Below are 24,910 nucleotides of genomic sequence, written 5' to 3' on the forward strand. Positions count from 1 at the left end.
CTTCGCCCAAGTGCCCCGGGACCGGGGGATCGCTACACTTCGAGTATTCGTGAATTACGGTTCACGCCGACCCGGAGTCTCCATGCGCCTGCTGCATCGCGCCTCGCCCTGGCGGGACCTCTTCACCGGTGACGCCCCGCCCGACCCCGATACCCTGTCGAGGCTCCTCTCGCCACTGCGCGATGCGCTGACCTCGCTGGGGCCGGCGCCGAGTCTCGCCGCCGCCTACCACTGGCAGGCCGAGCTGGTCGATGCCCTCGACCGGCTCGACCTGCCGGCCTGGCGCATCAGCCAGCTGGTCAGCGACCACAACGACTGGCTCTACCGGCGCGCCATCGACCTCTCGCTCAACGAGATGCAGGGGCAGGGCTGGGGGGCGCCTCCCGCGGCCTGGTGCGTGCTGACCCTGGGGTCCGCCGCCCGTCACGAGAGCCTGCTCGGGCCGGACCAGGACAACGCCATGATCATCGCCGACTACCCCGACAGCCGGCACACCGAGATCGACGGCTACTTCCAGGCGCTCGGCGAGCGCTTCACCGCACGCCTCGACGAGGCCGGCATCCCGCTGTGCCGCGGTCACGTCATGGCGCGCTGGCCGATGTGGCGCAAGCGCCTCTCCGAGTGGGCGGAGCAACTGGCGATCTGGACCGCGGACCGGCGCGTCAAGCGGGTCCAGCAGGCCAATATCCTGCTCGACTTCTTTCCGGTGCGCGGCGAGGCGGCCCTGGCCGAAGCGCTGGCCGACCGCGTCGCCCGGCTGATGCCGCGCTCCCCGCTCTTCCTCGACGAGATGGCCGCGCTGCTCGACGAACTGCCGGTGGCACTGGACCGCTTCGGGCGGCTCGCCGGCAGCCGCGAGGGGGCGCCCCACGACCGCGCCCTCAACCTCAAGCACCAGGGCGTGCTGCCGCTGGTCAATGCCGTCCGGCTGCTGGCGTTGCGCCACGGCGTGCGGCCGCCCGACACCCGGGCTCGCCTCACCGCCCTGGTGATGAAGGAGGTGCTCACCGCCGAACGGGCGCTGGCCTTGACCTCGGCGCTCGAGCGCCTGCAGGGGCTGCTGCTGGCCGAGCAGCGCTTGAACCTCCAGGAGGGGCGGCCGGTGGATGGCTGGGTGGATGTCGCCCGCCTCGGCGAGGACCAGCGCCTGCTGCTGCGCCACGACCTCCAGCAGATCCGCTCGCTGATCAGGCGGGCCCGGGGACGGGCAGCGGGGTAGGGCGGTCGGCCGCCTGCTCCTCGGGCGGTGCGGCCGGGAGCTCCATCACCAGGCAGGCGCCGCCCAGCTGCGGGGCCTCCTCCACCCACAGCCGCCCCCCCAGGTGGGCGACGATGCCGCGGCTGATCGGCAGGCCCAGGCCGCTGCCCCGGGGACGACCGCGGACCTGGCCGCCGCCGCGCTTGATCTGGTGGAACTTCTCGAACACACGTTCGCGCTCGTCCTCGGCGATGCCGGGGCCGTTGTCCTCCACCGCCAGGCGGAAGTGCCCCTTGTGGCGATCGAGGCGCAACAGCACCCGCGGGTCCTCGTCGTCGGCGAACTTGCCGGCGTTGTCGAGCAGGTTGATGATCACCTGCTCGAGCCGGTCGGGGTCGCCGATCACCGGCGCCGTCTCCAGCGCCATCTCGACCTCGAGGCTCACGCCGCGGTTCTCCTGCAGCCGGTGCACGGCGTCCACGCTGTGCCGGGCCAGGGCGACCAGGTCCAGCGGTTGCGGGGTAAGGGTCAGGCGGCCGCTCTCGAGGCGCGCCAGGTCGAGGATCTCCTCGATCAGCCGCGACAGGCGCTGGCTCTCCAGCACCACCACGTCGAGGAAGTGCTCGCGCTTCTCGTCGGGCAGGTCGCGGCCGTCGCGCAGGATCTCGGCGAAGGCGCGGATCGAGGTCAGCGGGGTGCGCAGCTCATGGCTGACCATGGCCACGAACTCGTCCTTGAGCCGGTCGAGCTCGCGCAGCCGCTCGTTGGCGGCGCGCAGCTCCTCGCCGATGCGCGCCAGCTCGCGTGACTTCTGCTCCAGGCGGCGGTTGACCTCCAGGGTCTCGGAGGTGGTGTCGAGGATGCTGAGGATCGACTCCAGGTCCAGCGCCTCGCCGCGCACCAGGGAGTTGATCAGCACCCGCGACGAGGCACTGCCGAGTGCCCCGGCCAGGGCCTGCTCGGCGCGGGTGATCAGCGCCGGGGAGGCGGGCTGGTCGTCGCCTTCGTGCTCGTCCTGCAGGGCGAAGACCCGCGCCGTGGCGGTGAGGCCCAGGTAGCGGTCGAGCAGGGCGCGCAGTTCGCCGCGGGTGGTCTGGCCGTGCCACAGCGAGGTCTCCATCAACCCCGGGTGCATCGCCTCGGCGAACAGTGCCGCCTGGGTCTGCTCCAGGGGTCCCTGGCGGGTGAAGAGCGACACCCCGACGAGCAGCCCCACGTTGGCGAGCATGCTCCACAGCAGCGAATGGGTGTAGATATCCCAGCCCGCGAGGCCGAACAGGGCATAGGGGCGCAGCCACGACAGCCCCCAGGGGCCGTCGTCGATGAAGCCGGCATCGAGCCATCCCGACAGGGCGAAGCCCGGCAGCAGCAGGGTCCAGGCCCAGATCAGGAAGCCGGCGATCAGGCCCAGGGCCGCGCCGTTGCGGGTGGCGCCGCGCCAGTACATGCCGATCAGCATGGCGGGCGCGAACTGGGTGGCGGCGGCGAAGGAGACCAGGCCGATGGTCACCAGGCTGTAGGAATCACCGATCAGGGCGTGGTAGAGGTAGCCGAGCAGCAGGATCAGCACGATGGCCACGCGGCGGATCCCCAGCAGCCAGCCGGCGAGCTCGCCGCGGGAGCCCAGGTGGAGCCGCCGCGAGCGCAGCAGCAGCGGCATCACCAGCTGGTTGCTGACCATGGTGGAGAGCGCGATGGTCTCGACGATCACCATGCTGGTGGCCGCCGAGAGCCCACCGATGAAGACCAGCAGCGGCAGCCCGTCGAGCCCGGCGGAGAGCGGCAGGGTCAGCACGAAGCTGTCCGGGTCGCTGCCCGCATCGCCGACCAGCAACCCGGCCATGGCGATGGGGATCACGAAGACGTTGATCGCCAGCAGGTAGAGCGGGAAGAGCCAGCTGGCCCGCTTGAGGTGCCGTTCGTCGACGTTCTCGACCACCAGCACCTGGAACTGGCGGGGCAGGGTGAGGAAGGCGAGGAACGCCAGCACCAGCATGCCGGCCCAGCCGACGGCGCCGCCCGGCACGGCGTCGAGGCTCAGCGCGCCGGTCAGTTCCGGCACCGCGGCCACCCGGGCGAACAGGTCGCCGGGACCGTTGAACAGCACGAAGAGGGTGAACACGCCGACCGAGAGGAAGGCCACCAGCTTGACCAGCGACTCGAAGGCAATGGCCGCCACCATGCCCTCGTGGCGTTCGCTGGCGTCGAGGTGGCGGGTGCCGAAGAGGATGATGAACACCGCCAGGACCAGGGCCACCCAGAACGACTTGTCGTGCCAGAAGCTCTCCTCGGCCAGGCTCAGCGCGGCGGCCTCGGGGTAGTTGACCAGCACCGCGTGGCTCAGGGTAATGGCCTTGAGCTGCAGGGCGATGTAGGGGGTGATGCCGATCAGGGCGATCAGCGCCACCAGGGCGCCGAGGCTCGAGCTCTTGCCGTAGCGGGCGCTGATGAAGTCGGCAATGGACGTGATGCGCTGGGCGCTGGCGATACGCACCATCTTGCGGATCACGAAGGGGGCCATGAGCATGGCGAGCGTCGGGCCCAGGTAGATCAGCAGGAAGCTGGGGCCGTGCTCGGCGGCTCGGCCGACGCTGCCATAGAAGGTCCAGGCGGTGCAGTAGACGGCGATGGAGAGGGCATAGACGGTGGGCGAGCCGATCAGCGAACGGCCCTGCTCGGCGCGGCGGTCGCCCCAGGCGGCGATCACGAACAGCAGCGCCAGGTAGCCGAAGGCGACCCCCAGCACCACCATGTCGCCCCTCATCGCCCCGTCACTCCTCGTGGCGCCGTTCCATCAGCCAGGCGGCCAGGGCGATCACCGCCCCCCAGGCGAGGAACAGGTAGAGGGGAAGCCAGGAGAGCCCGGCGTCGGCGGGCCGGTCCGCCACCAGCAGCAGCGGCGGCGAGAAGAGCAGGGCCGCCAGCACGATCAGGGCGACCAGGCGTTCCTTGAGGCGAGGCGTCGTCATGCGCTGGCGTCCTCCCGGTCGAAGGCGGTGGCCTGCAGCGTCAGTACCTGCTCCAGGGTATCGAAGCCGCGCGCCTCGAGCCGCGGCAGCAGCGCCAGCCACAGCTCGGCGGTGACCCGGGCATCACCCAGGGCGGTATGCCGGGCGCCGGGGGGAATCATCAACCCGTAGCGTTCGGCCAGGGTGTCCAGGTCGTGGCCGTCGAGGCCCTCGTCGAGCGCGCGCGACAGCAGCAGGGTGTCGAGCACCGGCATCTCGAAGGTCATGCCGCCCCCCGGGGGTTGGATGGCCAGCAGATCGAAGGCGGCGTTGTGGGCCAGGAGCACCGCCTCGCCGATGTAGTCGCGAAAGCGCGGCAGCGCCACGTGCAGGGGCGGGGCGCCGGCCACGTCGGCGTCGGTCAGGCCGTGGATGGCGGTGCTGGCCGGCGGGATCGGGCGGCCCGGATCGACGCGGACATCGAAGATGTCGCTGGCCAGCAGCCGGGCGTTGACCACGCGGCAGGCGCCGATGCTGATCACCCGGTCGCCGCGGCGCAGCTCGAGGCCGGTGGTCTCGGTATCGAAGGCGACGATCTCCAGCGCCCGCAGCGAGCGACCGGCGAGCTCGGCGTCGGGCGGCGGCAGCTCGGCGATGCCGAAGTCGTGGAACTCGGGCCGCGGCGGCGTGCGCGGGCGCGGTGCCCCGACGCGCTCGGTGGCCGGCAGCGGCAGCCGCAGCCGGGCGTGCCGGCCGTCCGGATCGGCCAGGCTCCAGGCGTCGCTGTCGTGCTGGCGCAGCACGTCGCCCACCCGGGGCGAGAGCGGTAGCGCCTCCAGCGTCGTGCGGCTCCAGTCGGCCAGCTGGTGTTCGCCCAGCGGCTGGCCGCGCCACACCAGGTCGAGGTAGACGCGCTTGTTGCCGAGGCAGATCTCGCCCTCGATGTCGCCGTCGCCGGCGTGCTGCGCGAGCCGCTCCAGCACCGAACCGAGCAGCACCAGCAGCGCCGTGGCATCGCCCTTGAGCCAGGCCGGCATGCCGACCGGCACGACCCGGCGTCCCTCGCCGGCGTGGTACTCGTTGAGGGCATCCCAGAGATCGTTGGACCACAGCGGGACCAGCCGCTCGCCCTGGCGCTGCATGTCCTCGATCAGGGCGCCCATGCGTTCGATGTCGCGGCCCAGCGCCTGGCTCTCCTCCTCGATCACCGCCTCCAGCCGGGCGCGCAGCCCGGTCGCCTCGCCTTCGGAGGGCAGGCTGGTCAGGGCGTCGGCGGCACTGGTCAGGCTGGCGCTGTGCCGGCGCAGCAGCGGCAGGGTGTCGACCAGTTCGGCCCGGGCGCCCATCTCGCTGGTCCAGGAGGCGGTGGTATCGGTCAGGGTCAGCAGGGTCTCGCCGTTGCTGCCGGGGACCCGGCGCAGGATGGCGCACAGCCAGCGTTCGTCGCAGGGCACCAGGATCTCGCGCGGGGAGCCGTCGTCGGGCAATTGGCCCAGGGTATCCTGGAGGCTGGAGACCGGCAGGAGGGCATCGAGTCGCTTGCCGAGCCCCAGCCCGGGGTGGCCCTCGAAGAGGGTCTCGGCGGCCTGGTTGAAGAGCAGCAGGCGGCGGTGGTGGTCGCAGAGCAGCAGCGGGGTGTCCAGCACCTGCAGCAGGGTCTCGAGCTCCTGACGGATGCGGGCCGCGCTGCGTGCGCCCTCGGCGTGGGCGGTGGCCAGGCGGTTACGATCCGCCCGCCAGGCCTCGCGGATGCGGACGAGGTCGGGCCCCAGGCCGCGCAACCAGCCCTCCGGCGGGTAGTCGTCCCGGGCGTCGGGGTTGGCCACCAGCCGCGCCAGCTGGACCTGCAGGTGGCGCAGGGGGGTGAACAGCTGGCGCTCGAGCAGCAGGCCGACGAGGAAGATGGTACCGCCGCCGGAGAAGCAGCCCAGCCAGAGGACCCAGCGGGCCAACCCCTGGGGCTGGAACAGGCCGTCGAGCCAGAGGGCGAACACGGCGCCGCCGAACAGGCTGATGCCGCTGAGCAGCAGCCACAGCCCCACCAGCCGCTGGCGCTTGGGCAGGCCGGAGAGACGGCGAGCCATCAGCTGGCCTCGGCGAGCAGCGTCTTGACCTTCTCCACCAGGGCCTGGGTGGAGAAGGGTTTGGTGATGTAGTCGTCGGCCCCCAGGGCCATGCCCTTCTCGCGCTCGACCTCGCGGCCGTGGGCGGTGAGCATGATGATCGGCAGGCGGGCGTGGGCCGGGTCGGCACGCAGCCGCTCGAGCACGTCGAAGCCGCTGATCCCCGGCAGGCTGATATCCAGCAGCACCAGGTCGGGGGCCCCCTCGGCCACCCTGGCCAGGGCTCCCTCGCCGTCCTCGGCGGTGACCACCTCGAAGCCGGCCTGCTGCATCAGGAACTCCAGCGACAGGACGATGTTGGGTTCGTCGTCCACCACCAGGACCTTGGCCATGGGCGCTCTCCTCGTAAAGGGACTTGTATGCATTGTTACCGATCAGTCTAGTGGCCGGTAACGCCGCGGCAAAGACGACCTTGGCAGGAAGCGACACCCGCCGGGCGGCGTGCCTGCGTGGCTTCGGAGCAGGGGGAAAGGTCCGGCCGAGCGGGTCAGCGCCGGTCGTCGCCGTTCTCGAGCTTCCGCGACCGGGGGCCCAGCGGGCCGAGCCACAGCCAGATCTGCACCACCACCAGCAGCGGCAACAGCCAGACGGGCGCCCCCACGGTCGAGACCAGCACATAGTGGATGAAGAAGGCGGTGATGCCGGCGATCAACCCGACCAGCGGGAACAGCAGGGGGCGATGGTGGCCGGGCAGGCGCGAGAGGCGGAACAGCGAGCCGACGAAGGCGCCGAAGGCGGCCGTCATGGCCAGGGGAAGCAGGAGTTCTTGCATGTCGGGTCTCGTGCCGTGGGCGGGAAGTGACGATGTTGCCAGCCTAGCGTCTTCCCGGGTCGCCTGGCCCTTCGACTTTTGATGTAAATCCCTTGCACAAGGATGGACTTATTCATCAGGGATTACCATTCTTGGCCGGGCAGTGGTTCAGGCACTGCCGACTGGGCCTCGCCTAACATGCGGGCCGTATGGAAGAAAAAACGTCCTTACCAAGGAGTTCCCTGATGAGTGCGATCGTATTGCTGGTCCTGGGCCTTGCCGCGATGGCGGCCGGGTATGTCTTCTACTCGCGGTTCATCGCCGAGAAGATCTACCGACTCGATCCCGATTACCGGACGCCCGCCCATGAGTTCGAGGATGGCGTCGACTTCGTGCCCACCAACCGCTTCGTGCTCTGGGGGCATCACTTCACCTCCGTGGCGGGCGCCGCGCCCATCGTGGGGCCGGCCATCGCGGTGATCTGGGGCTGGCTGCCGGCCTTCCTCTGGGTGGTGCTCGGCACCATCTTCTTCGCCGGGGTGCACGACTTCGGCGCCATCTGGGCCAGCGTGCGCAACCGGGCCAAGTCGGTCGGGGCCCTGACCGGCGACGTGGTCGGCAAGCGCGCCCGCAGCATCTTCATGATCGTCATCTTCCTGGTGCTGCTGATGGTCAACGCGGTCTTCGCGGTGGTCATCGCCGGACTGATGATGAACTTCTCCAGCGCCGTGGTCCCGGTGTGGGGGGCGATCCTGGTAGCGCTGGTCATCGGCCAATTGATCTACCGGCGCCTGCTCAGCCTGCCGATGGTCTCGATCATCGGCGTCGTGGCGCTCTATGCGCTGATCGGCATCGGGCCCTCGGTGCCGATCCAGATGCCGGCCGAAGTAGGCGGGCTTTCCGGCAACGCGGTGTGGATCCTGATCCTGTTCGGCTACGCGGCGATCGCCTCGCTGCTGCCGGTCTGGGTACTGCTGCAGCCGCGCGACTACATCAACGGCCTGCAGCTGTTCATCGGCCTGATCGTGCTCTATGGCGCCATTCTGCTCCTCAACCCGACCCTGGTGGCGCCGGCGATCAACGACAACGTACCGGCCGGTACACCGTCGATGCTGCCCCTGCTCTTCGTGACCATCGCCTGCGGGGCCATCTCCGGCTTCCACGGCCTGGTCTCCTCGGGTACCACCTCCAAGCAGCTCGCTCGCGAGCCGGACGCCCGCTTCGTCGGCTACTTCGGCGCCGTCGGCGAGGGCATGCTGGCGCTCGCCGCCATCCTGGCCGCCACCGCCGGCTTCGCCACCTTCGCCGACTGGCAGGCGATGTACACCGCCTTCGGTGCCGGCGGCGTGACCGCCTTCGTCGAGGGCGGGGCCTTCATCATCCACAACGGTCTGGGCCTGCCGGAGGCCACCGCGGCGACCCTGCTCACCGTGATGGCGGCGTTGTTCGCCGGTACCACCATGGATACCGGCCTGCGCCTTCAGCGCTACATTTTCCAGGAGTGGGGCGAAATCTATAGTCAGCCGTGGATGAAGAAGAACGCGCCGGCCACCCTGCTGGCGGTGGGCAGCTGCCTGCTGCTGGCCTTCGGCGCCGGGGGGGCCGACGGCACTGGGGGCATGATCATCTGGCCGCTGTTCGGCACCACCAACCAGCTGCTGGCCGGCCTGACCCTGCTGGTGGTCACGGTGATGCTGGTGCGCTTGCGGCGTCCCATGTGGTACACCCTGGCGCCGCTCTGCTTCCTGCTGGTGATGACCATCGGCGCGCTGCTGATCCAGCTGCGCAGCTTCTTCGAACAGGGCAATTACTTCCTGCTGTTCCTTGACATCGTGGTGCTGGTCGCCGCCATCCTGGTGGCCATGGAGTGCGCCTCGGCGCTCAAGCGCTCCCGCGCCGAGATGGCCGAGCAGCGGCAGTGAACCGGTGGAGGCAAGACGATGACGCCCGACGATCATGACAAGGGGCATGATCCACGTCTCGAACGGATTCGGGCCTGGCTGAGCCAGGCCCGCTTCTTCGCGGAGGAGGTCTACTCCGCCCGCTACCGCGGGGCCATCGCCCGCGCCCGGCGAGACGAGGACGACCTGTTCATGCTGCTGGTGTTCTCCGAGATGATGGGGGTGCCCAACCCGGCCGCCTACTACACCCTGGAGCTGCAGCCGCTGCTGCTGGAGCGTTTCCACGACTGGCACAAGCGCATGGGCATGGAGCACTCGCCCCTGGATCACTTTCGTTGTTGCTGAGCCGAGGGACTCTGGTAGTGGTCGCCGGCGCTGGCGCTCCCTATGCGGTCAGATGCTGAGGAGTCTCGGGATTGTTTATTAAAAAATCAGTGCGTTGAGAGTGTTGTGGCGATAGCCAGCCAGCGCTGGGAGGCCCTAGGGGGTCAGACCCCGGCGGTGTCGAATCAGCTCACAAGGCGCACCATGACGGGCTTCGTGACTTGGCTGGGGTCTGACCCCCTAGGGGCGGGCCTCGGTGCCAAGTTTCGGACACCGAACGCGTGGCGCCGGGGACAGGCCGAAGCGGGGGGCTTCTTCCAGGGATGGAAGAAGTAGCGTACAGGGAGGTATTCACAGCGCCCCCGCAGAGGCCTGTCGCCGGGTCAGCCGCGGAAACCAGCTGGTTTGGGAAAAGCATGAGAGAGTTACTGGAAAAGCGCCTGCTGTGGGTGGGCGGCAAGGGCGGGGTGGGCAAGACCACCGTCGCCGCGGCCCTGGCGGTGCTCGCCGCCCGGCGCGGCAAGCGCGTGCTGGTGGTTTCCACCGACCCGGCCCACAGCCTGGGCGACGTCTTCGACCGTGAGCTCGGCGACACCCCGCGGCGCCTGCTGGCGGGCCTCGACGCCATGGAGATCGACCCGGACGCCGAGGTCGACGCCCATCTGGCGCGGGTCACCGAGCAGATGCGCCGCTACGCGGCCCCGCAGATGATGGCCGAGCTCGAGCGCCAGATGCGGCTGACCCGGCAGTCGCCGGGGACCCAGGAGGCGGCGCTGCTCGAGCGGCTCTCGAGGCTGGTTACCGCCGACGACGTCGACCATGACCTGATCATCTTCGACACCGCCCCCACCGGCCATACCCTGCGCCTGCTGACCCTGCCCGAGGCGATGGCGGCCTGGACCGACGGCCTGCTCGCCCACAACCGCAAGTCGGAGGAGCTGGGCCGCGTGCTCTCGCACCTGACGCCGAAGCGTGGCCGCGACGTGGCGACCCCCTTCGACGACCCCGAGCAGGATCCGTTGGCCGATCTCGACGAGCGCACCCGCGACGTGGCGCGCACCCTGATCGAGCGGCGGCGGCTCTTCCATCGGGCGCGGCGGCGCATCGAGGACGCCGCGGAGACGAGCTTCCTCTTCGTGCTGACACCGGAGCGGCTGCCGATCCTCGAGACGGCGCGCGCGATCGAGGCGCTGGAGGCGGTGCATGTCCCGGTGGCCGGCACCCTGGTCAACCGGGTCATCCCCGAGGACGCCGACGGCGATTTCCTGCGCGCCCGTCGCGACCAGGAGGCGACCTACCTTGCGCGCATCGACGCCGAGCTCGGCCACCTGCCGCGGCCGCGCCTGCCGTGGCTGCCCACCGATGTCCAGGGGATCGAGATCCTCGAGGGGCTGGCCGATCGCCTGGAAGGCGAAGGCTTCTGACAGCCGGTGATATCGTTGCTGTATGGCAATGCTCAAGTGATGCCGATGGGCTAACGGCGGCGCGACGAGGCGGCTACACTGTCGCTTTTTTCATGCCCGACCGGAGCCAGAGCCCATGTCCGACAGTGTCCAGCTGATCCAGCGCTACTACGCCGCCTTCAACCGGGGCGACTGGGACGCCATGCTCGACTGCCTCGACGAGGAGGTCGCCCACGACCTGAACCAGGGGGCGCGGGAGACCGGCCGCGAGGCGTTTCGGGCCTTCCTGCAACGCATGGATCGCAGCTACGCCGAGCGGCTGGAGGACATCGTCGTCATGGCCGCCGCCGATGGCCGGCGCCTCGCCGCCGAGTACGTGGTGCACGGCGAGTACCGCGTCACCGACGAGGGGCTGCCGCCGGCCACCGGTCACCGCTATGTGCTCCCCGGCGGTGCCTTCTTCGCGGTGCGCGAGGGGCGCATCACCCGGGTGACCAACTACTACAACCTGCAGGATTGGCTGCGTCAGGTGGGAGCCGAGGCGTGATGCCGGCGTGGCGTTCGATCGCGAGGGAGGGGCGTTGATGCGTGTGGCGGTGGCCAAGTACCCGATCGGGATGCCGCGGGACTTCGATGAGTTCGCCCGGCGCCAGGCCGACTGGCTGGCCGAGGCCAGGGCACGGGGGGCTCGGATCGCCGTGCTGCCGGAGTACCTGAGCCTGGAACTCGCGGCGGGCTTCGCGCCGGCGGTACGCGACGACCTGGCGGCGTCGCTGGCCGCGCTGCAGCCGTGGCGCGAGGCGTGGTGCGCACTCTATCGGCGGCTGGCCCGGGAGCTCGATCTCTACATCGTGCCCGGCACCTTCCTGCTGGCCACCGGCGGCGGTCGCTATCGCAACCGCGCCGACTGGTTCGCTCCCGACGGCTTCCACGGCTGGCAGGACAAGCTGCAGCTGACCGGCTACGAAAAGCAGAGCGGCGTGGTCGAGCCCGGCGACGCCCTGCACGGCTTCGACTGCGACGGCCACCGGGTGGGCATCGCGGTCTGCTATGACGTCGAGTTCCCGCTGCCGGTGCGCGCCCAGTACGAGGCCGGCGTGCGCCTGCTGCTGGTGCCGAGCTGTACCGACACCGCGGCCGGCGCCACCCGGGTCAGGGTCGGTTGCCTGGCGCGGGCGCTCGAGAACCGCTTCTTCGTGGCCCAGGCGGTGACCGCCGGCGAGGCGCTCTGGAGCCCGGCGCTCGACGTCAACACCGGCGAGGCCACCCTCTATGCGCCCATGGATCACGGCTTCCCCTCCGACGGCCTGCTCGCCGTCACCGAGGCCGACCAGCCCTGGGTCTGCAGCGAGATCGATATCGACGCACTGGAGTGCCACCGCGAACACGCCCAGGTCGCCAACGACCGGGACTGGCCCGCCCAGCTGGCGTCGCCGCTGCGGATGCAGGCCAGGGACGAAGCGGAGGCGAAGGCCGTCGCGGCGTCGCTGGCCTGACGGCGGCCGGCGATGTCCCCGGCCGATCCCTCAATCACGGTCGAGCAGTTGCCGGCGCAAGGCCTGTTCGCCGCGCCCCAGCCATTCGTGCAGCGCCTGGGTGCTGCGGTGCAGGTGGTAGGCCCGCGGTAGCCAGCCGGCCAGGCCCGGGGGCGGGGCGCTGGCGAAGTCGGTGGGAGCGGGGATCACCCCAAGCCCGACGCGCTCGAACTCCGCGACGGCCCGGGGCAGGTGCCAGGCCTGGGAGACCAGGATGACGTGCTCCACCTCCGCGATGCGCAGCATCTCGGCGCTGTAGCGGGCGTTCTCGGCGGTGTTGCGACTCTGCCCCTCCATCCAGGCCACCGGCACCTCGAACACCTCGCGCAGGGCCGCGGCCATCAGGCTCGCCTCGGCACTGTGCTCGTCGTGGACCCGGCCGCCACTGACCAGGATCGGCAAGCCGCTCTGGCGGTGCAGGTGGGCGCCGTAGGCGAGCCGACGCCAGCTGGCGTTGGCGGGGGCGTCGCCCCAGCCGAACTCCGGAGCGGTGTAGTCGCGGCCGCCGCCGAGGATCACGATGGCCTGGGCGCTCTCCAGCCGGGACGCCGAGAGTGGCGGCGGCTCCAGGCCCTGGCGCAGGGCGTGGCTCGCCACCGGGGTGGCGAGCACCAGCAACCCGCCCAGGCCGAGCACCACCAGCAGCCCGCCGAGCAGGCGCATCCGCGGCCAGAGCAGGCTCCCCAGCAGGGTCAGCAGGACATTGCCCAGCGGCGGCAACAGCAGGTATTTCAGCGTGTCCATGTCGGTCAGTCTCCCTGTCAGTTCGCCCGCGCCGGCGCGGTGGCGTCGAGCAGGTCGAGGCGGCGGGTGGGCCAGTGCACCACGGCCGTGCGGCGGATCATGCGCTCGGCCAGTGCCGGATGCTCGCGGCGGATCGCCCGGGTGGCGAAGTCCGAGAGGAAGCGCGACTTCAGCTCGGCCCGGGCGCGGTCGACACCGACGTCGCGGTAGGGGGTCGAGGCCAGCAGCATGAAGCCGTCGTCGGGAATCCGCCCGGCCCGCATGTTGGCGTCGATGATATCGGCCGCGGTACCGATGGGCTCGGCCAGGTCCGGGCCGTAGGGGCCGATGATCAGCGCGGTGTTGGGCAGGTGCAGGAAGTCGAAGCCGCGGCCGATGCAGATCACCCACTCGCGGTGCTCGATATCGAGGTCGCGGGCGACGCCGCGCAGCGAGGCGACGTGGGCCAGGTTGCCCTCGAGCAGCGGCAGCAGGTCGCGGCGGATATCGTCGGGCATGTCCGGGCAGAGCGTGGCCACGTGCCGTTCGAGGCGCGGGGCGGCATCCGCCGCCAGGGTGCCGATGTCCAGGGTGGCAGCGTCGTCGCCGTGGAGGATCAGGGCATCGCTGTCGGTCTCGAAGCCGCAGACCAGCGGGTAGACGTTGCGGCGGTCGTGCCCGAACAGCTGTTCCGCCTGGGCCTGGATCTGGCGGGCGTGGGCCAGGGCCGCCGCGTGGTCGCAGTCGAAGCCGGCGCAGCCGCGTGCGGTGTCGCCCCGCGAGAAATGGTAGGTGATGACCAGTAGTACACCGTTCCCGGCACGTATCGCCTCGCTCACGGCGTCGGTGAGCATCTCCCCCAGGTAGGGCCAGCCCAGGTCGAAGATGCCGCCCAGGTTGCGGAACGGGGTGATGATGCCGAGCGGTGTGCGGGTGGCGTGGGGCAGGTGGATGCGCCCGTCCATGCACTTCATCACCAGGATGCGGGTGGGGTGGGCGGCCAGGTAACGTTCCCTGGCCAGCGCGGCCGAGGGGCTGCAGAAGGTCTCGGCGTGTTCCCGCGAGAGCGCCAGCAGCGCCTCGATGCGCTGCTCGATGGGACGGTCGTGAATTCGCATGGGACGGCTCGCTGGTGGCGGTGAGTTGTTGTTGTCGGCCTTATCGTCCACCAGCCTGCCCGTTGATGCAAAATCGTGCCCCGGTCCATCGCCGGCGCGGTGGCGCCAGCCGAGGCCTCAGGGGCTGCCGGGGGCGAGCAGCCGCTCGCGGTGTACGTCGAAGTAGCAGAGTGCCTGATGCACGGCATTCACCACCGCCCGGGCCGTGACGGTGGCACCGGTGAGGCCGTCGAAGTCGCCCCCGTCTCCGTGCAGGGCCCAGCCTCCCGCCGGATCGTCCAGCGTGCGGCCGTCGAACTGGCGTATCCAGTCGCTGTGTTGGATCTCGATGGCATCGCCCACGCCCGGGGTCTCGCGATGCTCGGTGACCCTGGCGCCGGTGATGCTGCCCTCGGCGTCGATGCCGACCACCAGGGCGATGTCGCCGTTGTAGCCGCGCCCGGTCACCACCGGCAGTACCACCCCGAGGATCCGTTCGTCGTCGGTATCGGTGCCGGCGCGGGCGCGCCAGGCCTCGAAGGGCGCCTGCTGGCCGAGCCGGCGCTCGGCGGGCAGGCAGAGGGTGTCCTGAAGGAGGTCGTTGTCGTAGCCGGGAGGCGCGACCTCGGCCACTTCATGGTAGGGGCTCTCCAGGGGGGCGTCGGCCTGCCCGGGCGCGGCGGCGAGGCCGCCGAGCAGCAGCACGATGGCGGCCAGCGCCGGGGCGGAGCGGGCCGATGTCGCGGGGGTAGCGGTCGTGGTCATCGGCGAGGTCTCCTCCTTGGCAGGCCAGCGTGACACCTCCACTATCGCTTCTCCGTGCTCAGATATCGACCTTGTCCGGGTACTCGCAGAGGTCCTCGATCACGCAACTGCCGCAGCGCGGCCGGCGCGCCACGCAGGTGTAGCGGCCGTGCAGGATCAGCCAGTGGTGGGCGTCCTGCAGGAACGCCTTGGGCACGTGGCGCAGCAGCTTCTGTTCCACCTCCACCACGTTCTTGCCCCTGGCCAGGCCGGTGCGGTTCGCCACCCGGAAGATATGGGTGTCCACGGCGATGGTCGGCTCGCCGAAGGCGGTGTTGAGGATGACGTTGGCGGTCTTGCGGCCGACACCCGGCAGCGCCTCCAGCGCGGCGCGGGTGCGCGGCACCGCGCCACCGTGCTGCTCGACCAGGATCCGGCAGGTCTTCAGCAGGTTCTCGGCCTTGGTGTTGTAGAGGCCGATGGTCTTGATGTGCTCCTTGAGCCCGTCGAGGCCGAGGTCGAGGATCGCCTGGGGGGTATTGGCCACCGGGAACAGCCGGGCGGTGGCCTTGTTGACCCCCACGTCGGTGGCCTGGGCCGAGAGCAGCACCGCGGTGAGCAGCTCGAAGGGGGTGGTCCAGGCGAGCTCGGTGGTGGGCTCGGGGTTGTGCTCGCGCAGCCGCGCGAAGATCTCGTAACGTTTCTGGGCGTTCATGAATCCAGTGGGGGTCCTTCTGCAGACGGTACGGACAGGAGATACTCTTCCGGTGTCATGGCGGGAACTGGGGAGCCTGCGAAGTCGCGTACGTTACGGGTCACGATGGTGTGGCAACCCCGGGCTTCTGCGGCGGCCGCGACGACGGCATCCTCGAAGTCGGCCCAGCCAAGCCCCTGTGCTCGCCACAGCTCGGCTCGGCCGACGGACGCAATGTCGAAGTGGCGCAACAGCCAGGCAACGGCCTGGTGGGCCAGGTCGCCATTCTGGTAGCGGTGTACCAGGAAGTGAATCGTCGTCACCGCATGCGCGGAGAGCGTGCCACGGTAGCGGTGCCGGAGAATGCCGTCGATGACCGCCGCGGATGCCGGGTAGTGGGGCTCGCGCTTCTGGATCACATCGAGCAGCACATTGGTATCGACCAGGATCATCCGTGCTTCTCATGCTGATGCTGGCGAAACTCTTCCAGGCCGTCTACCTCGTCGGGCACCAGGCCCGTAATGAAATCGAGCTCTGGCGAGAGCGTGGCGTGTTCCAGCTCGCGCATTTGCCGCAGGTAGCGGTCGATGACTTCCGTGACGGTCAGGCCGTGCGCCTTGGCATAGGCCTTGGCGAATTCCACATCCTGACGTGGCAGGCGGATGGTCAGCTTCACGGTGTCGGGCGGCATGCGAGCCTCCTGGTACGGCAATTATTCTTATTCTATACGGCTCATGAGCCGTCGTCCAAATCAGCGGGAGGTGGCGCCCTCGAGCGCGGTGCGGGCGTCGTCGAGGAGTCGCTGGGCGCGCTGCACCTGCTGGCCGGCGGCATCGATGGCCTGACTGTCGCCCTGGCGCTCGGCGTGGGCGAGTTGCTGGCGGGCCCGGCGCAGGGCCTGCTCGGCGGCATTGACGGCCATCTGGCGCTGACGCTGCTCGAGCCGGCTGGCCGAGGCGCTGCGGTTGACGCGCGAGGTCTGGCGAATCAGGCGCCGCTGGCGTTCCAGCCGCTTCTCCCGTGCCTCACGGGCCAGGCGCCGGTTGCGCGCCTCGAAGCGTCGACGCCCGCGCTCGGCGCGGGTGGCCAGGTAGTCGCGCCGCTGCGCCTCGGTCTCGGCCGCCACCCAGTCGGGGTGGGGCAGCAGGTCGATGCAGTCGACCGGGCAGGGGGCCACGCAGAGCTCGCAACCGGTGCACTCTGTGGCGATCACCGTGTGCATCCGCTTGGCGGCGCCGAGGATCGCATCGACCGGGCAGGCCTGGATGCACTTGGTGCAACCGATGCACTCGGCCTCGCGGATCCAGGCCACCAGGGGGGGCTGGGCGGGCTGCTCGAGCGGGATGGGGTCGCGCCCGGTCAGGTCGGCCAGCCGCCTGACCGTGGCCTCACCGCCGGGCGGGCAGCGGTTGATCGGCTCGCCCGTGGCGATGGCTTCCGCATAGGGGCGGCAGCCGGGATGGCCGCACTTGCCGCACTGGGTCTGCGGCAGTTCGGCGTCGATGGCGTCGATCAAGGCGAGCTGGCCCGTCACATTCGCTCCTCGGTGGAATCGTCGGCGGTTAGGCCAAGGCGCCGATATTGTACGCCTTCGGCGGCCGCTCCTGCACCTCATCCCTGGGGCGAGCGCGCCATGGCCCGGTGGTGGGTCGCCACCCGATTGCGCCCGTTCTCCTTGGCCCAGTAGAGTGCCTGGTCGGCGGCGCGCATCAAGGCGGCGGGGTCGCTCGACATGGCCTCGGCCCGCGTCGCCACCCCGATGCTCACGGTGACCACGCCGCCGATGGGCGAGGCGACATGGGGGAGGGCGAGGCTGGCGATGTCGTCCCGCAGGTCCTCCGCATGGCCGACGGCGGCGTCGAGGGAGGTCGCCGGCAGCACCACGCTGAACTCCTCGCCCCCGGTGCGCGCGACCAGAAAGCCGTGCGGGCCCAGGCACCGCTCCATGCGATCGGCGAGGGTCACCAGGCAGGCATCGCCGGCGGGGTGGCCGTAGTGGTCGTTGTAGGGCTTGAAGTGGTCGATATCGATCATCAGCACGGAAACGTCGCCACGCGACGCCTGGCTATCGTCGCAGGCCTCGCGCAGGCTCTCGTCGAAGAGCCGTCGGTTGGCGAGCCCGGTCAGCGGATCATGCTGGGAGAGGTCGAGCAGGTCGGCGGCCTGTTGCCGCTGGTGGTCGAGCAGGTTCTGGAACTCCCGGGCCAGGGTGCCGATCTCGTCGCGGCGCTTGAGTAGCGTCGCCGGTGTCGAGGACGGTGTCATCTCCTGGTGCAGCCGCTGGGTGAAGCGCGAGAACTGCCGCAGGGGCCTGAGCACCATGCGCTCGAGCAGCAGCAGCACCACCACCAGCGTCACGATCAGCACGCCGCCGGTCCAGTAGAGCGCGAAGCGAAAGGTCTCCAGGCTGGCCTGGTAACGCTGGCGGGGCAGGGTGGCGTCGAGTCTCACCCCATGGGTGGAGGGCACGGCATCGAGATGGCGGCTGGCCGCCATCCGGGTCGGCGACAGCCGCTCCAGGCTCTCGGCGGGGGATGCGTCCCCGGCGGCGACACCCGTGAGGGTCAGGTGGATGCCGGTGGTCTCGCGCAGCTGCTCGAGCCAGGCGGCAGTGAGCGGCCGCACCATGGCCAGCCAACCCGTCGGCGGGGCAGCCTCCTGGTTCATGTAGATGGGCGACAGCCCGATCAGGGCCAGCTCGGGGGTCGCCAGCAGGCGGGAATGGGTATCTTCCGCGAGCCCGCCCTCGATCATCTCCAGCAGCAGGTCGACGGTGTCGCCGGCCCAGTCGCAGGGCGTGGGCCCCTCCTGCGTCGTACCCGCGCAGGAGGTGAAGTCGCCGTCGTCGTCGAAACCGACGATCCAGTGGGGGCGGTTCTCGGCGGAGATGAACACCATCAGGCTCAGGTCGAGGGTCTCGAGGGTGCTGTCGTAGAGGTTGGAGGCGACGTACTGTGGCCGCTCGCCCCGCACGAACTGATAGGTATCGTCCCACCAGGCCCAGTCCTCGACCAGGCGTTGCATGTGCCTCTTCTCGCCGCCCAGCCCGCGTTCGGCACGATCGAGCTCACCACTGGCGTAGTCGTTCTCGTCCTCGAGCAGGACCGGCATGATCTGGTAGCGGGCGATCAGCACCAGGGACAGCAATGCCAGGCAGAGAACGCCACTCAGCGCGAGGAAGAAACGGTGTCTCAGGGAGGAGAGGAAAGGCTTCATTAGCAAGTTGCCATAAAAGATGCATGAGGTATGCATGGTTTATCGGCAGCCAACCCCGCTCCTTGAGCGAAATGACGCATGGCACGCCGGTGCACCGGCGTGCCTGGGAGTGGCTCAGCGGACACGCTGGCCGGGTTCGGCGCCGGAGTCCGGCGAGAGCAGGTAGATGCTCCCGTTGCTGCCGGCCGCCAGCACCATGCCCTCCGACACGCCGAAGCGCATCTTGCGCGGCGCCAGGTTGGCGACCATCACCGTCAGCCGGCCCTCGAGTGCCTCCGGGGCATAGGCGGCGCGGATGCCGGCGAACACCGTGCGGGTCTCGCCGCCCAGGTCGAGGGTCAGCTTGAGCAGCTTGTCGGCCCCCTCGACGTACTCGGCCGTGGCGATGCGCGCGATGCGCAGGTCGACCTTGGCAAAGTCGTCGAAGGTGATCTCGGCGGCGATGGGCTCCTCGGCCAGCGGCCCCTTGGGGGTGTCCTTGAGTTTCTGTTCTTCCACCAGGTCCTCCTTCGATGCCGCCATCATGGCATCGATCTTGTCCCGCTCGACGCGGGTCATCAGTGGCTTGAACTTGGCGATCTCGTGGTTCACCAGCAGGTCGTGGCGGCTGTGCCAGTCCAGGGAGTCGAGCTTCAGGAAGGCACGGGCGCCCTCGGCCATGGCCGGCACCACCGGTGCCAGGTAGACCATCAACTGGCGGAACAGGTTGATGCCGACCGAGCAGACCTCCAGCACCTCCGGCTCGCGGCCGGCCTGCTTGGCCAGCACCCAGGGCTCCTTCTCGGCAATATAGGTGTTGGCCTCGTCGGCGAGATCCATCACCTTGCGCATGGCGCGGCCGAACTCGCGAGCCTCGAAATCCTCGGCGATGCCGTCGCCGGCGGCGATGAAGCGGGCCACCAGCTCGGGCTCGGCGCAGTGGCTCGACAGCCGGCCGTCGGCGAGCTTCTTGACGAACCCGGCGCAGCGGCTGGCGATGTTGACCACCTTGCCCACCAGGTCCGAGTTCACCCGCGCCGTGAAGTCCTCGAGGTTGAGGTCCAGGTCGTCGACCCGCGAGGTCAGCTTGGCGGCGAAGTAGTAGCGCAGGTACTCGGGGTTGAGGTGCTCGGCGTAGGTGGCGGCCTTGATGAAGGTACCGCGGGACTTCGACATCTTGGCGCCGTTCACCGTCACGAAGCCGTGGCAGTTCACCGCCGTGGGGGTGCGGAAGTCGGCACCGTGGAGCATGGCCGGCCAGAACAGGGCGTGGAAGTAGACGATGTCCTTGCCGATGAAGTGGTAGACCTCGGCGTCGCTGTCCTTCTGCCAGTAGGCGTCGAAGTCGAGCCCCTCGCGATCGCACAGGTTCTTGAAGCTGGCGAGATACCCGATGGGGGCATCGAGCCACACGTAGAAGTACTTGCCCGGTGCGTCGGGAATCTCGAAGCCGAAGTAGGGCGCGTCGCGGGAGATGTCCCACTCGTTGAAGCCGGACTCGAACCACTCCATCAGCTTGTTGCGGATCTGCGGCTGGACGTGGCCCTCGTCGATCCAGCCCTGCAGGAAGCGGGCGAAGTCGGGCAGCTTGAAGAAGTAGTGGGTGGAGCTGCGCACCTCGGGGGTGGCGCCGGAGATCGCCGACACCGGGTCGATCAGCTCGGCCGGGGTGTAGGTCGCCCCGCACGCCTCGCAGTTGTCGCCGTACTGGTCGTCGGCCCCGCACTTGGGGCAGGTGCCCTTGATGAAGCGGTCGGCCAGGAACAGCCCCTTCACCGGATCGTACATCTGCTCGATGTCGCGGGTGGCGATATGGCCGGCCTCGCGCAGCCGGGTATAGATCAGCTCGCTGAAGTGGCGGTTCTCCTCGGAATGGGTCGAGTGATAGTTGTCGAAGGCCACGCCGAAGGTCGCGAAGTCCTGCTGGTGCTCGCGGGAGACCCGCTCGATCAGCGCCTCGGAGCTGATGCCCTCCTGCTCGGCGCGCAGCATGATGGCGGTGCCGTGGGCGTCGTCGGCACACACATAGTGGCACTCATGGCCACGGCTCTTCTGGAAGCGCACCCAGATGTCGGTCTGGATGTACTCCAGCAGGTGGCCCAGGTGGATCGAGCCGTTGGCATAGGGCAGGGCGCTGGTGACCAGGATCTTGCGCGGATGGCGTGCGGTGTTCGACATGTCGGCTCTGGAATTCCCAAGAAAATCAGACCCTCGATTGTAGCCATCTTCGACGCCCACTGCACCCGCCGGGACGCGTGCCGGGCCCATCCGTAGCACTGCTCCGGTGACTCGGTTAGACTACCAGGGCGGAAGGCAGGCACGTCAAAGGGATTGACGGCCGTACCCGCCGTTCAGCGCTTCGCACGTCACACATCACAGGAGCCGCGAAACAACGACTGATCATTCATGGAGGAACCACCATGCGACTTCACCATTCCCTGCCGCTGCTGCTGGCCACCGCCCTGCTGGCCGGTTGCGCAAGCGACGCCCTCTCGCCGCGCTACACCAGCGAGAACCCCGACATCATGCGCATCAGCGACGAGCGGCCCGCCAACCCCGAGAAGACCACCGAAGACCTCGGCTCCTACTGCGTCGAGATCACCGAGACCTGGAACGCCCACGGCACCACCCCGGACGGCCAGAGCCTCTGGGCCAAGGACACCGCCCGCGCCGTCGTGCCCTGCGACTGACCCACTCGATCGCCGCACCCTCCGGCCCATGCCCGCATGTGCCGGAACTCTGCTCTTCATTGTAGAGGTGTCTTGGCGGTGAACTGCCAGCGCCGGGAGGCCCTAGGGGGTCAGGAGGCCCTAGGGGGTCAGGAGGCCCTAGGGGGTCAGACCCCGGCGGTGTCGAACCCCCTCGCTCAGTGCCCGATGACGGGCAGTGGCTCGACCGGGGTCTGACCCCATAGGGGCGGGCCTCGGCGCCTTTATTCGGTGAACACGCCGCCATCGTCGCAAAAGTCGAGCATTGACCGCCGCCATCAGCGACACCACCAGGCAGACCCTGAGGCCCCCAGGAATATCGTTAGAAAAAAACAGCATGTTGAGGTGTCTTGGCGGTGAACTGCCAGCGCTGGAAGGCCCTAGGGGGTCAGACCCCGGCGGTGTCGAACCCCCTCGCTCAGTGCCCGATGACGGGCAGTGGCTCGACCGGGGTCTGACCCCATAGGGGCGGGCCTCGGCGCCTTTATTCGGTGAACACGCCGCCATCGTCGCAAAAGTCGAGAATTGACCGCCGCCATCAGCGACACCACCGGGATCTGCCCCCGCCTTACCTACCATCTGCCTCACCCCTCCTTATTCGCAAATTACCCAGAATTCTCCTTAGCAACCCTAAGAAAGTTTGATTAGGCTGTAGTGTAAAAGCATGTATCAACCCCATGCCTCGGCGTCGCTACAAGGCGACACCGCATGGAGCCACTGCCAGGGAAGGCGACACGCACGCCACCATTCCCCCGGCGGTAGCGTACCCACTACGCGACCCAGGTCAGCCCCATAGGCGACAAGGAATTGTAGGAGGTCGCTTTAGCGCGCGACTGGCGGTGGCGGCCAACGCCTGATAAAGACAACGCTGGTGTCGTCGGAAGCCGATTTATCAGCCTGATGGGCGCCTTAGTCCAACAGGCATTTATCCGCCATGCTCCGCACGGCGAATAAATGCTGAAAAGTTATGTATCACTAATACATGCGAGGCATGCCAATGCTTAAGCTTTGTCTGAAAAGTCGGCGAGCGATGGCCAGACAAGGGCAAAAATCGGCGTGAAGACGGACCGGGCTCGCGTGCGAGTTTACGCGATGTAAATGAGGTCTTTGAGCCGATTTTTAACGCCGCATGGCCGAGCGCAGGCAGTTTTCAGACGAAGCGCAGCACGTCCCTATGAGCTAATTTATACACAAAGGTTTAATCTTAATGAACGAATGGATCTTTCAGGGTAAGCCCGAGCGGTATGATATCGCCGACAAGCTCATTGAAAACGATCGCGAAGTATGGCTGGCTTCCCGCTACCGCGAGGATATGAAACCCGGGGACATCGTGTACTTTTGGAGGGCAGGTGAAGAGGAGAATCGGGGTATCTATGGATGGGGCAAGATCGATGGTCCAGCCGAACATTACAAAGGTTGGGGCTGGGGGATTCCTGTTAGGTACACCAAGCGTTTTCCAAATCATCTGCCTTCCACAACGCTCAGGAAGGACCCGGTGTTGAGCCAGCACCTGCTATTTCGCATGCCGATCGGTGCCAATTTTAGACTGTCGGAGCAGGAAGGAGAAGTGTTAAAGGCCTCTATCATCAGGGCCTATGGACGCGATATGGCTCCTGAGGGTGGTACGACATGAAGAACTGGTTATTTGCGGTGTTCATACTTGCTGTTTTCCTTGCAGTCGTTCTTACAGCTGTTGGGTTACTCATCAACTGGGGCCTAATTGACTCGGAGCTTGTTCAGCGAGGCGAGGAGTTGCCCCATACAGGGAAGCTCGTTGCGGCTGTTTTTGTTGGCCTTGTCGGCTTAGCTATCGAGATTGGTCGACGATGGTACGTCGGAGGCGAAGATCTAGAAGGTGAGCCTTCTATTTACCTCGATCTTTTGGGGTCTTCAGTCGTTCTTCAGGCAGATACGCCAGAGGACACTGATATCGCGTTAACCGACCTTCTTGACTGCCTCGATGAGACATATATGAATCGCGACGAGGGGTTTCGTTCGATAGTGCGAGACCGAATTAAACAGGAAGCTGTACGAAAGAAAAGCATTCGGTTCGGGGGCGCTCGGTCAACGAGAGTGGTAACAGAAGTACTCGGAGATGATGATATCGGCTAATGACGGTGAGCGCAATTGCAACTTGGGCGGTGCGGCTTATGATCGGTTGCACCTCACATGCCCACTTCGCGGGCGGGCAGGTGAGCCGCAGGGCGTTACATCAGGCTTTGTTAAATATCCGCTCCTGGCCGGATGCTTAATTTTAGGATATTCTAATAAAGATGGTTTGGCAGCTGACGACCCAAAGCGGCCATGACGGCAAAGGAAGCAAGCATGCTCATCGAGGATATGCAGCATGCGCGATTATCGGTTTTAGGCTACTCATTCACTACCTAGGAGATACTGATCATGCAAGATGATAGAAATTTTGAAGAAACTTACGAGTGCGTCGACTGCGGTGACGAAATATCCGACTCGATGTATGAGCATATGGATCATGAAATCGATCCAAACGTTCCTTTATGCTACGAGTGTAGTATCGCGCGACAAGCCTGCGAGTTTTGTGACAATCAAGCCACCCATATCTATGGCGAAAACTACGTGTGTGATGATCATGGATTTGATCCGGACTAATAGATTAACGCAGGCAAGCTTCTCGCCAAACAAGCGCAAGCACAGGGACAAATTTTCCACCGCGTTCCAATTTTTCCCGTGCGGTGTGCTTTATGCGAATTCGAGTAAGGGGGCTCTTCTTGAAATTCGAGAAAACTTTTAACCCAATAGAAGGGTTTGACTTTAAAGCGTTGAGCGATCCAGATTTCAAGGAAGATTCGGTTCGTGAAGAAATAATTTCTCCGATACTTAAAGCCTTGGATTATGGGGTTACTAAACCCCACAAAATAATAAGAAGTAAGGGTTTGAAACACCCCTTTGTCTCCGTTGGTAGTGCAAGAAAGAATATCATCAGCATACCCGATTACTTGATTGAGGTGGCGGGTAGGTATGCTTGGGTGCTTGAAGCGAAGGGGCCAAACGAGAATATCTTATCTGGAAGGCACGTCGAGCAAGCGTATTCATATGCCATACATAGCGAAATAAGGGTGCCTTTATTTGCTTTATGCAACGGCAAAGAATTTGTGCTTTTCCATATTAGCAACGAAAAGCCATTGATTTATTTCAAAATGGAATCATTGCCAAATTATTTTGAAAGCTTAGCAAAATACTTAGCTCCGAGAAATACCCTGAAAACTGATTTCAAACTGGCGAAAGATCTTGGATTGCACCTCCGGAGGCTAGGCTTTCATGAGTTCAATAGCATTATATTCCCTGACATTCCAATTAGGTTCATCGGGCAACTAGATCCCGACATGTTTACCACGGCAACAGGAACAAAAATCGAAGGCGGTGACACCTACGCCATGTCGCTTGATTTCGATGAGGGGATACTAGGGAAACGCTGCACAAATCCCGACGCAGCTGCCTGTTCGGCTCCGGCGGGGTAGAATCTGACCATCCCGCCACCGTCTGACAGAGCCATCCGATGAAGCAGATCTCGTTCGCCCAGGCTGAGCACC

At 67.1% G+C, this 24,910-nt stretch carries 25 protein-coding genes; 11 read left to right on the forward strand and 14 right to left on the reverse strand.

All coding sequences use genetic code 11. The features are described from left to right. The first annotated feature begins 82 nt into the window (after positions 1 to 82). Entirely contained in the window at positions 83 to 1,219 is a 1,137-nt protein-coding gene (locus tag AC5W54_RS10220) for a DUF294 nucleotidyltransferase-like domain-containing protein (RefSeq protein WP_495961974.1), read from the forward strand. On the opposite strand, the gene AC5W54_RS10225 is transcribed toward AC5W54_RS10220, so the two are convergent. The 5 genes from AC5W54_RS10225 to AC5W54_RS10245 all read right to left on the reverse strand — a co-directional run bounded on the left by AC5W54_RS10225 (position 1,188) and on the right by AC5W54_RS10245 (position 7,041). Further along, positions 1,188 to 3,962, reverse strand: a complete 2,775-nt coding sequence (locus tag AC5W54_RS10225) for an ATP-binding protein (protein ID WP_495961975.1) — start codon at positions 3,960 to 3,962, stop codon at positions 1,188 to 1,190. The genes AC5W54_RS10220 and AC5W54_RS10225 overlap by 32 nt on opposite strands. Before the next feature lie 7 nt (positions 3,963 to 3,969). Continuing rightward, positions 3,970 to 4,167: a hypothetical protein gene (locus AC5W54_RS10230; RefSeq protein WP_495961976.1), complete on the reverse strand. Its 198-nt coding sequence runs from the start codon at positions 4,165 to 4,167 to the stop codon at positions 3,970 to 3,972. Next, on the reverse strand, positions 4,164 to 6,230 hold the full coding sequence (locus tag AC5W54_RS10235; RefSeq protein WP_495961977.1) for a 3'-5' exonuclease: 2,067 nt from the start codon (positions 6,228 to 6,230) through the stop codon (positions 4,164 to 4,166). Before AC5W54_RS10235 ends, AC5W54_RS10230 begins: the two co-directional genes overlap by 4 nt. Then, complete coding sequence (locus AC5W54_RS10240) at positions 6,230 to 6,601, reverse strand: response regulator transcription factor (protein WP_495961978.1); 372 nt, start codon at positions 6,599 to 6,601, stop codon at positions 6,230 to 6,232. The genes AC5W54_RS10235 and AC5W54_RS10240 overlap by 1 nt, the downstream gene beginning before the upstream one ends. Before the next feature lie 155 nt (positions 6,602 to 6,756). After that, a complete protein-coding gene (locus AC5W54_RS10245) occupies positions 6,757 to 7,041 on the reverse strand; it encodes a hypothetical protein (RefSeq protein WP_495961979.1) in 285 nt (94 codons plus the stop codon). 224 nt (positions 7,042 to 7,265) lie between these two features. Between AC5W54_RS10245 and AC5W54_RS10250 the strand changes: the two genes are divergently transcribed. The 5 genes from AC5W54_RS10250 to AC5W54_RS10270 all read left to right on the forward strand — a co-directional run bounded on the left by AC5W54_RS10250 (position 7,266) and on the right by AC5W54_RS10270 (position 12,144). After that, positions 7,266 to 8,942 (forward strand): carbon starvation CstA family protein, encoded by a 1,677-nt coding sequence (locus AC5W54_RS10250; RefSeq protein ID WP_495961980.1) that lies wholly within the window; start codon positions 7,266 to 7,268, stop codon positions 8,940 to 8,942. Positions 8,943 to 8,960: 18 nt separating this feature from the next. Continuing rightward, positions 8,961 to 9,266, forward strand: a complete 306-nt coding sequence (locus AC5W54_RS10255) for a cory-CC-star protein (RefSeq protein WP_495961981.1) — start codon at positions 8,961 to 8,963, stop codon at positions 9,264 to 9,266. 395 nt (positions 9,267 to 9,661) lie between these two features. Then, positions 9,662 to 10,669, forward strand: a complete 1,008-nt coding sequence (locus AC5W54_RS10260; protein WP_495961982.1) for an ArsA family ATPase — start codon at positions 9,662 to 9,664, stop codon at positions 10,667 to 10,669. A gap of 115 nt (positions 10,670 to 10,784) precedes the next feature. Continuing rightward, the gene (locus tag AC5W54_RS10265) at positions 10,785 to 11,195 is read left to right on the forward strand and encodes a ketosteroid isomerase-related protein (RefSeq protein ID WP_495961983.1); all 411 of its coding nucleotides are present in this window, start codon (positions 10,785 to 10,787) and stop codon (positions 11,193 to 11,195) included. 7 nt (positions 11,196 to 11,202) lie between these two features. Continuing rightward, entirely contained in the window at positions 11,203 to 12,144 is a 942-nt protein-coding gene (locus tag AC5W54_RS10270; protein ID WP_495961984.1) for a carbon-nitrogen hydrolase family protein, read from the forward strand. 30 nt (positions 12,145 to 12,174) lie between these two features. Here the strand turns inward: AC5W54_RS10270 and AC5W54_RS10275 are convergent, their stop codons facing one another. From AC5W54_RS10275 to metG, 9 genes are all read right to left on the reverse strand, one after another. Further along, a complete protein-coding gene (locus AC5W54_RS10275; RefSeq protein WP_495961985.1) occupies positions 12,175 to 12,927 on the reverse strand; it encodes a YdcF family protein in 753 nt (250 codons plus the stop codon). Between the two features lie 17 nt (positions 12,928 to 12,944). Beyond that, on the reverse strand, positions 12,945 to 14,024 hold the full coding sequence (locus AC5W54_RS10280; RefSeq protein WP_495961986.1) for a hypothetical protein: 1,080 nt from the start codon (positions 14,022 to 14,024) through the stop codon (positions 12,945 to 12,947). A gap of 117 nt (positions 14,025 to 14,141) precedes the next feature. Further along, positions 14,142 to 14,768 (reverse strand): RnfABCDGE type electron transport complex subunit G, encoded by a 627-nt coding sequence (locus tag AC5W54_RS10285; protein WP_495961987.1) that lies wholly within the window; start codon positions 14,766 to 14,768, stop codon positions 14,142 to 14,144. A 58-nt stretch (positions 14,769 to 14,826) separates the two neighbouring features. Beyond that, on the reverse strand, positions 14,827 to 15,462 hold the full coding sequence (nth, locus tag AC5W54_RS10290) for an endonuclease III (protein ID WP_495961988.1): 636 nt from the start codon (positions 15,460 to 15,462) through the stop codon (positions 14,827 to 14,829). Further along, positions 15,459 to 15,893: a type II toxin-antitoxin system VapC family toxin gene (locus AC5W54_RS10295; protein ID WP_495961989.1), complete on the reverse strand. Its 435-nt coding sequence runs from the start codon at positions 15,891 to 15,893 to the stop codon at positions 15,459 to 15,461. Before AC5W54_RS10295 ends, nth begins: the two co-directional genes overlap by 4 nt. Further along, on the reverse strand, positions 15,890 to 16,132 hold the full coding sequence (locus AC5W54_RS10300; protein ID WP_495961990.1) for a DUF6364 family protein: 243 nt from the start codon (positions 16,130 to 16,132) through the stop codon (positions 15,890 to 15,892). The genes AC5W54_RS10295 and AC5W54_RS10300 overlap by 4 nt, the downstream gene beginning before the upstream one ends. A gap of 60 nt (positions 16,133 to 16,192) precedes the next feature. Continuing rightward, on the reverse strand, positions 16,193 to 16,975 hold the full coding sequence (gene rsxB, locus AC5W54_RS10305; protein ID WP_495961991.1) for an electron transport complex subunit RsxB: 783 nt from the start codon (positions 16,973 to 16,975) through the stop codon (positions 16,193 to 16,195). A 77-nt stretch (positions 16,976 to 17,052) separates the two neighbouring features. Beyond that, positions 17,053 to 18,657: a diguanylate cyclase domain-containing protein gene (locus AC5W54_RS10310; protein ID WP_495961992.1), complete on the reverse strand. Its 1,605-nt coding sequence runs from the start codon at positions 18,655 to 18,657 to the stop codon at positions 17,053 to 17,055. 114 nt (positions 18,658 to 18,771) lie between these two features. After that, positions 18,772 to 20,814 carry a methionine--tRNA ligase gene (gene metG, locus AC5W54_RS10315; protein ID WP_495961993.1) on the reverse strand — a complete coding sequence of 681 codons (2,043 nt, stop codon included), beginning with the start codon at positions 20,812 to 20,814 and terminating at the stop codon, positions 18,772 to 18,774. 242 nt (positions 20,815 to 21,056) lie between these two features. Between metG and AC5W54_RS10320 the strand changes: the two genes are divergently transcribed. The 5 genes from AC5W54_RS10320 to AC5W54_RS10340 all read left to right on the forward strand — a co-directional run bounded on the left by AC5W54_RS10320 (position 21,057) and on the right by AC5W54_RS10340 (position 24,838). Next, positions 21,057 to 21,326, forward strand: a complete 270-nt coding sequence (locus AC5W54_RS10320; protein ID WP_495961994.1) for a hypothetical protein — start codon at positions 21,057 to 21,059, stop codon at positions 21,324 to 21,326. 1,225 nt (positions 21,327 to 22,551) lie between these two features. Continuing rightward, positions 22,552 to 22,977, forward strand: coding sequence for an EVE domain-containing protein (locus AC5W54_RS10325; protein ID WP_495961995.1), 426 nt, complete (start codon positions 22,552 to 22,554; stop codon positions 22,975 to 22,977). Beyond that, a complete protein-coding gene (locus AC5W54_RS10330; protein ID WP_495961996.1) occupies positions 22,974 to 23,456 on the forward strand; it encodes a hypothetical protein in 483 nt (160 codons plus the stop codon). Before AC5W54_RS10325 ends, AC5W54_RS10330 begins: the two co-directional genes overlap by 4 nt. A 288-nt stretch (positions 23,457 to 23,744) precedes the next feature. After that, the gene (locus tag AC5W54_RS10335) at positions 23,745 to 23,969 is read left to right on the forward strand and encodes a hypothetical protein (RefSeq protein WP_495961997.1); all 225 of its coding nucleotides are present in this window, start codon (positions 23,745 to 23,747) and stop codon (positions 23,967 to 23,969) included. A gap of 119 nt (positions 23,970 to 24,088) precedes the next feature. Beyond that, positions 24,089 to 24,838, forward strand: a complete 750-nt coding sequence (locus AC5W54_RS10340) for a hypothetical protein (protein WP_495961998.1) — start codon at positions 24,089 to 24,091, stop codon at positions 24,836 to 24,838. The last annotated feature ends 72 nt before the right edge of the window (positions 24,839 to 24,910 follow it).

The sequence above is a fragment of the Halomonas sp. LMYGS-3 genome (genome assembly GCF_059509875.1).

What these genes read in the sequence shown, in the direction of transcription:
- AC5W54_RS10220 (WP_495961974.1), top strand. Translation starts at nt 83, where the DNA reads ATGCGCCTGCTGCATCGCGCCTCGCCCTGGCGGGACCTCTTCACCGGT.
- AC5W54_RS10225 (WP_495961975.1), bottom strand. Translation starts at nt 3,962, where the DNA reads ATGAGGGGCGACATGGTGGTGCTGGGGGTCGCCTTCGGCTACCTGGCG.
- AC5W54_RS10230 (WP_495961976.1), bottom strand. Translation starts at nt 4,167, where the DNA reads ATGACGACGCCTCGCCTCAAGGAACGCCTGGTCGCCCTGATCGTGCTG.
- AC5W54_RS10235 (WP_495961977.1), bottom strand. Translation starts at nt 6,230, where the DNA reads ATGGCTCGCCGTCTCTCCGGCCTGCCCAAGCGCCAGCGGCTGGTGGGG.
- AC5W54_RS10240 (WP_495961978.1), bottom strand. Translation starts at nt 6,601, where the DNA reads ATGGCCAAGGTCCTGGTGGTGGACGACGAACCCAACATCGTCCTGTCG.
- AC5W54_RS10245 (WP_495961979.1), bottom strand. Translation starts at nt 7,041, where the DNA reads ATGCAAGAACTCCTGCTTCCCCTGGCCATGACGGCCGCCTTCGGCGCC.
- AC5W54_RS10250 (WP_495961980.1), top strand. Translation starts at nt 7,266, where the DNA reads ATGAGTGCGATCGTATTGCTGGTCCTGGGCCTTGCCGCGATGGCGGCC.
- AC5W54_RS10255 (WP_495961981.1), top strand. Translation starts at nt 8,961, where the DNA reads ATGACGCCCGACGATCATGACAAGGGGCATGATCCACGTCTCGAACGG.
- AC5W54_RS10260 (WP_495961982.1), top strand. Translation starts at nt 9,662, where the DNA reads ATGAGAGAGTTACTGGAAAAGCGCCTGCTGTGGGTGGGCGGCAAGGGC.
- AC5W54_RS10265 (WP_495961983.1), top strand. Translation starts at nt 10,785, where the DNA reads ATGTCCGACAGTGTCCAGCTGATCCAGCGCTACTACGCCGCCTTCAAC.
- AC5W54_RS10275 (WP_495961985.1), bottom strand. Translation starts at nt 12,927, where the DNA reads ATGGACACGCTGAAATACCTGCTGTTGCCGCCGCTGGGCAATGTCCTG.
- AC5W54_RS10280 (WP_495961986.1), bottom strand. Translation starts at nt 14,024, where the DNA reads ATGCGAATTCACGACCGTCCCATCGAGCAGCGCATCGAGGCGCTGCTG.
- AC5W54_RS10285 (WP_495961987.1), bottom strand. Translation starts at nt 14,768, where the DNA reads ATGACCACGACCGCTACCCCCGCGACATCGGCCCGCTCCGCCCCGGCG.
- nth (WP_495961988.1), bottom strand. Translation starts at nt 15,462, where the DNA reads ATGAACGCCCAGAAACGTTACGAGATCTTCGCGCGGCTGCGCGAGCAC.
- AC5W54_RS10295 (WP_495961989.1), bottom strand. Translation starts at nt 15,893, where the DNA reads ATGATCCTGGTCGATACCAATGTGCTGCTCGATGTGATCCAGAAGCGC.
- AC5W54_RS10300 (WP_495961990.1), bottom strand. Translation starts at nt 16,132, where the DNA reads ATGCCGCCCGACACCGTGAAGCTGACCATCCGCCTGCCACGTCAGGAT.
- AC5W54_RS10310 (WP_495961992.1), bottom strand. Translation starts at nt 18,657, where the DNA reads ATGAAGCCTTTCCTCTCCTCCCTGAGACACCGTTTCTTCCTCGCGCTG.
- metG (WP_495961993.1), bottom strand. Translation starts at nt 20,814, where the DNA reads ATGTCGAACACCGCACGCCATCCGCGCAAGATCCTGGTCACCAGCGCC.
- AC5W54_RS10320 (WP_495961994.1), top strand. Translation starts at nt 21,057, where the DNA reads ATGCGACTTCACCATTCCCTGCCGCTGCTGCTGGCCACCGCCCTGCTG.
- AC5W54_RS10325 (WP_495961995.1), top strand. Translation starts at nt 22,552, where the DNA reads ATGAACGAATGGATCTTTCAGGGTAAGCCCGAGCGGTATGATATCGCC.
- AC5W54_RS10330 (WP_495961996.1), top strand. Translation starts at nt 22,974, where the DNA reads ATGAAGAACTGGTTATTTGCGGTGTTCATACTTGCTGTTTTCCTTGCA.
- AC5W54_RS10335 (WP_495961997.1), top strand. Translation starts at nt 23,745, where the DNA reads ATGCAAGATGATAGAAATTTTGAAGAAACTTACGAGTGCGTCGACTGC.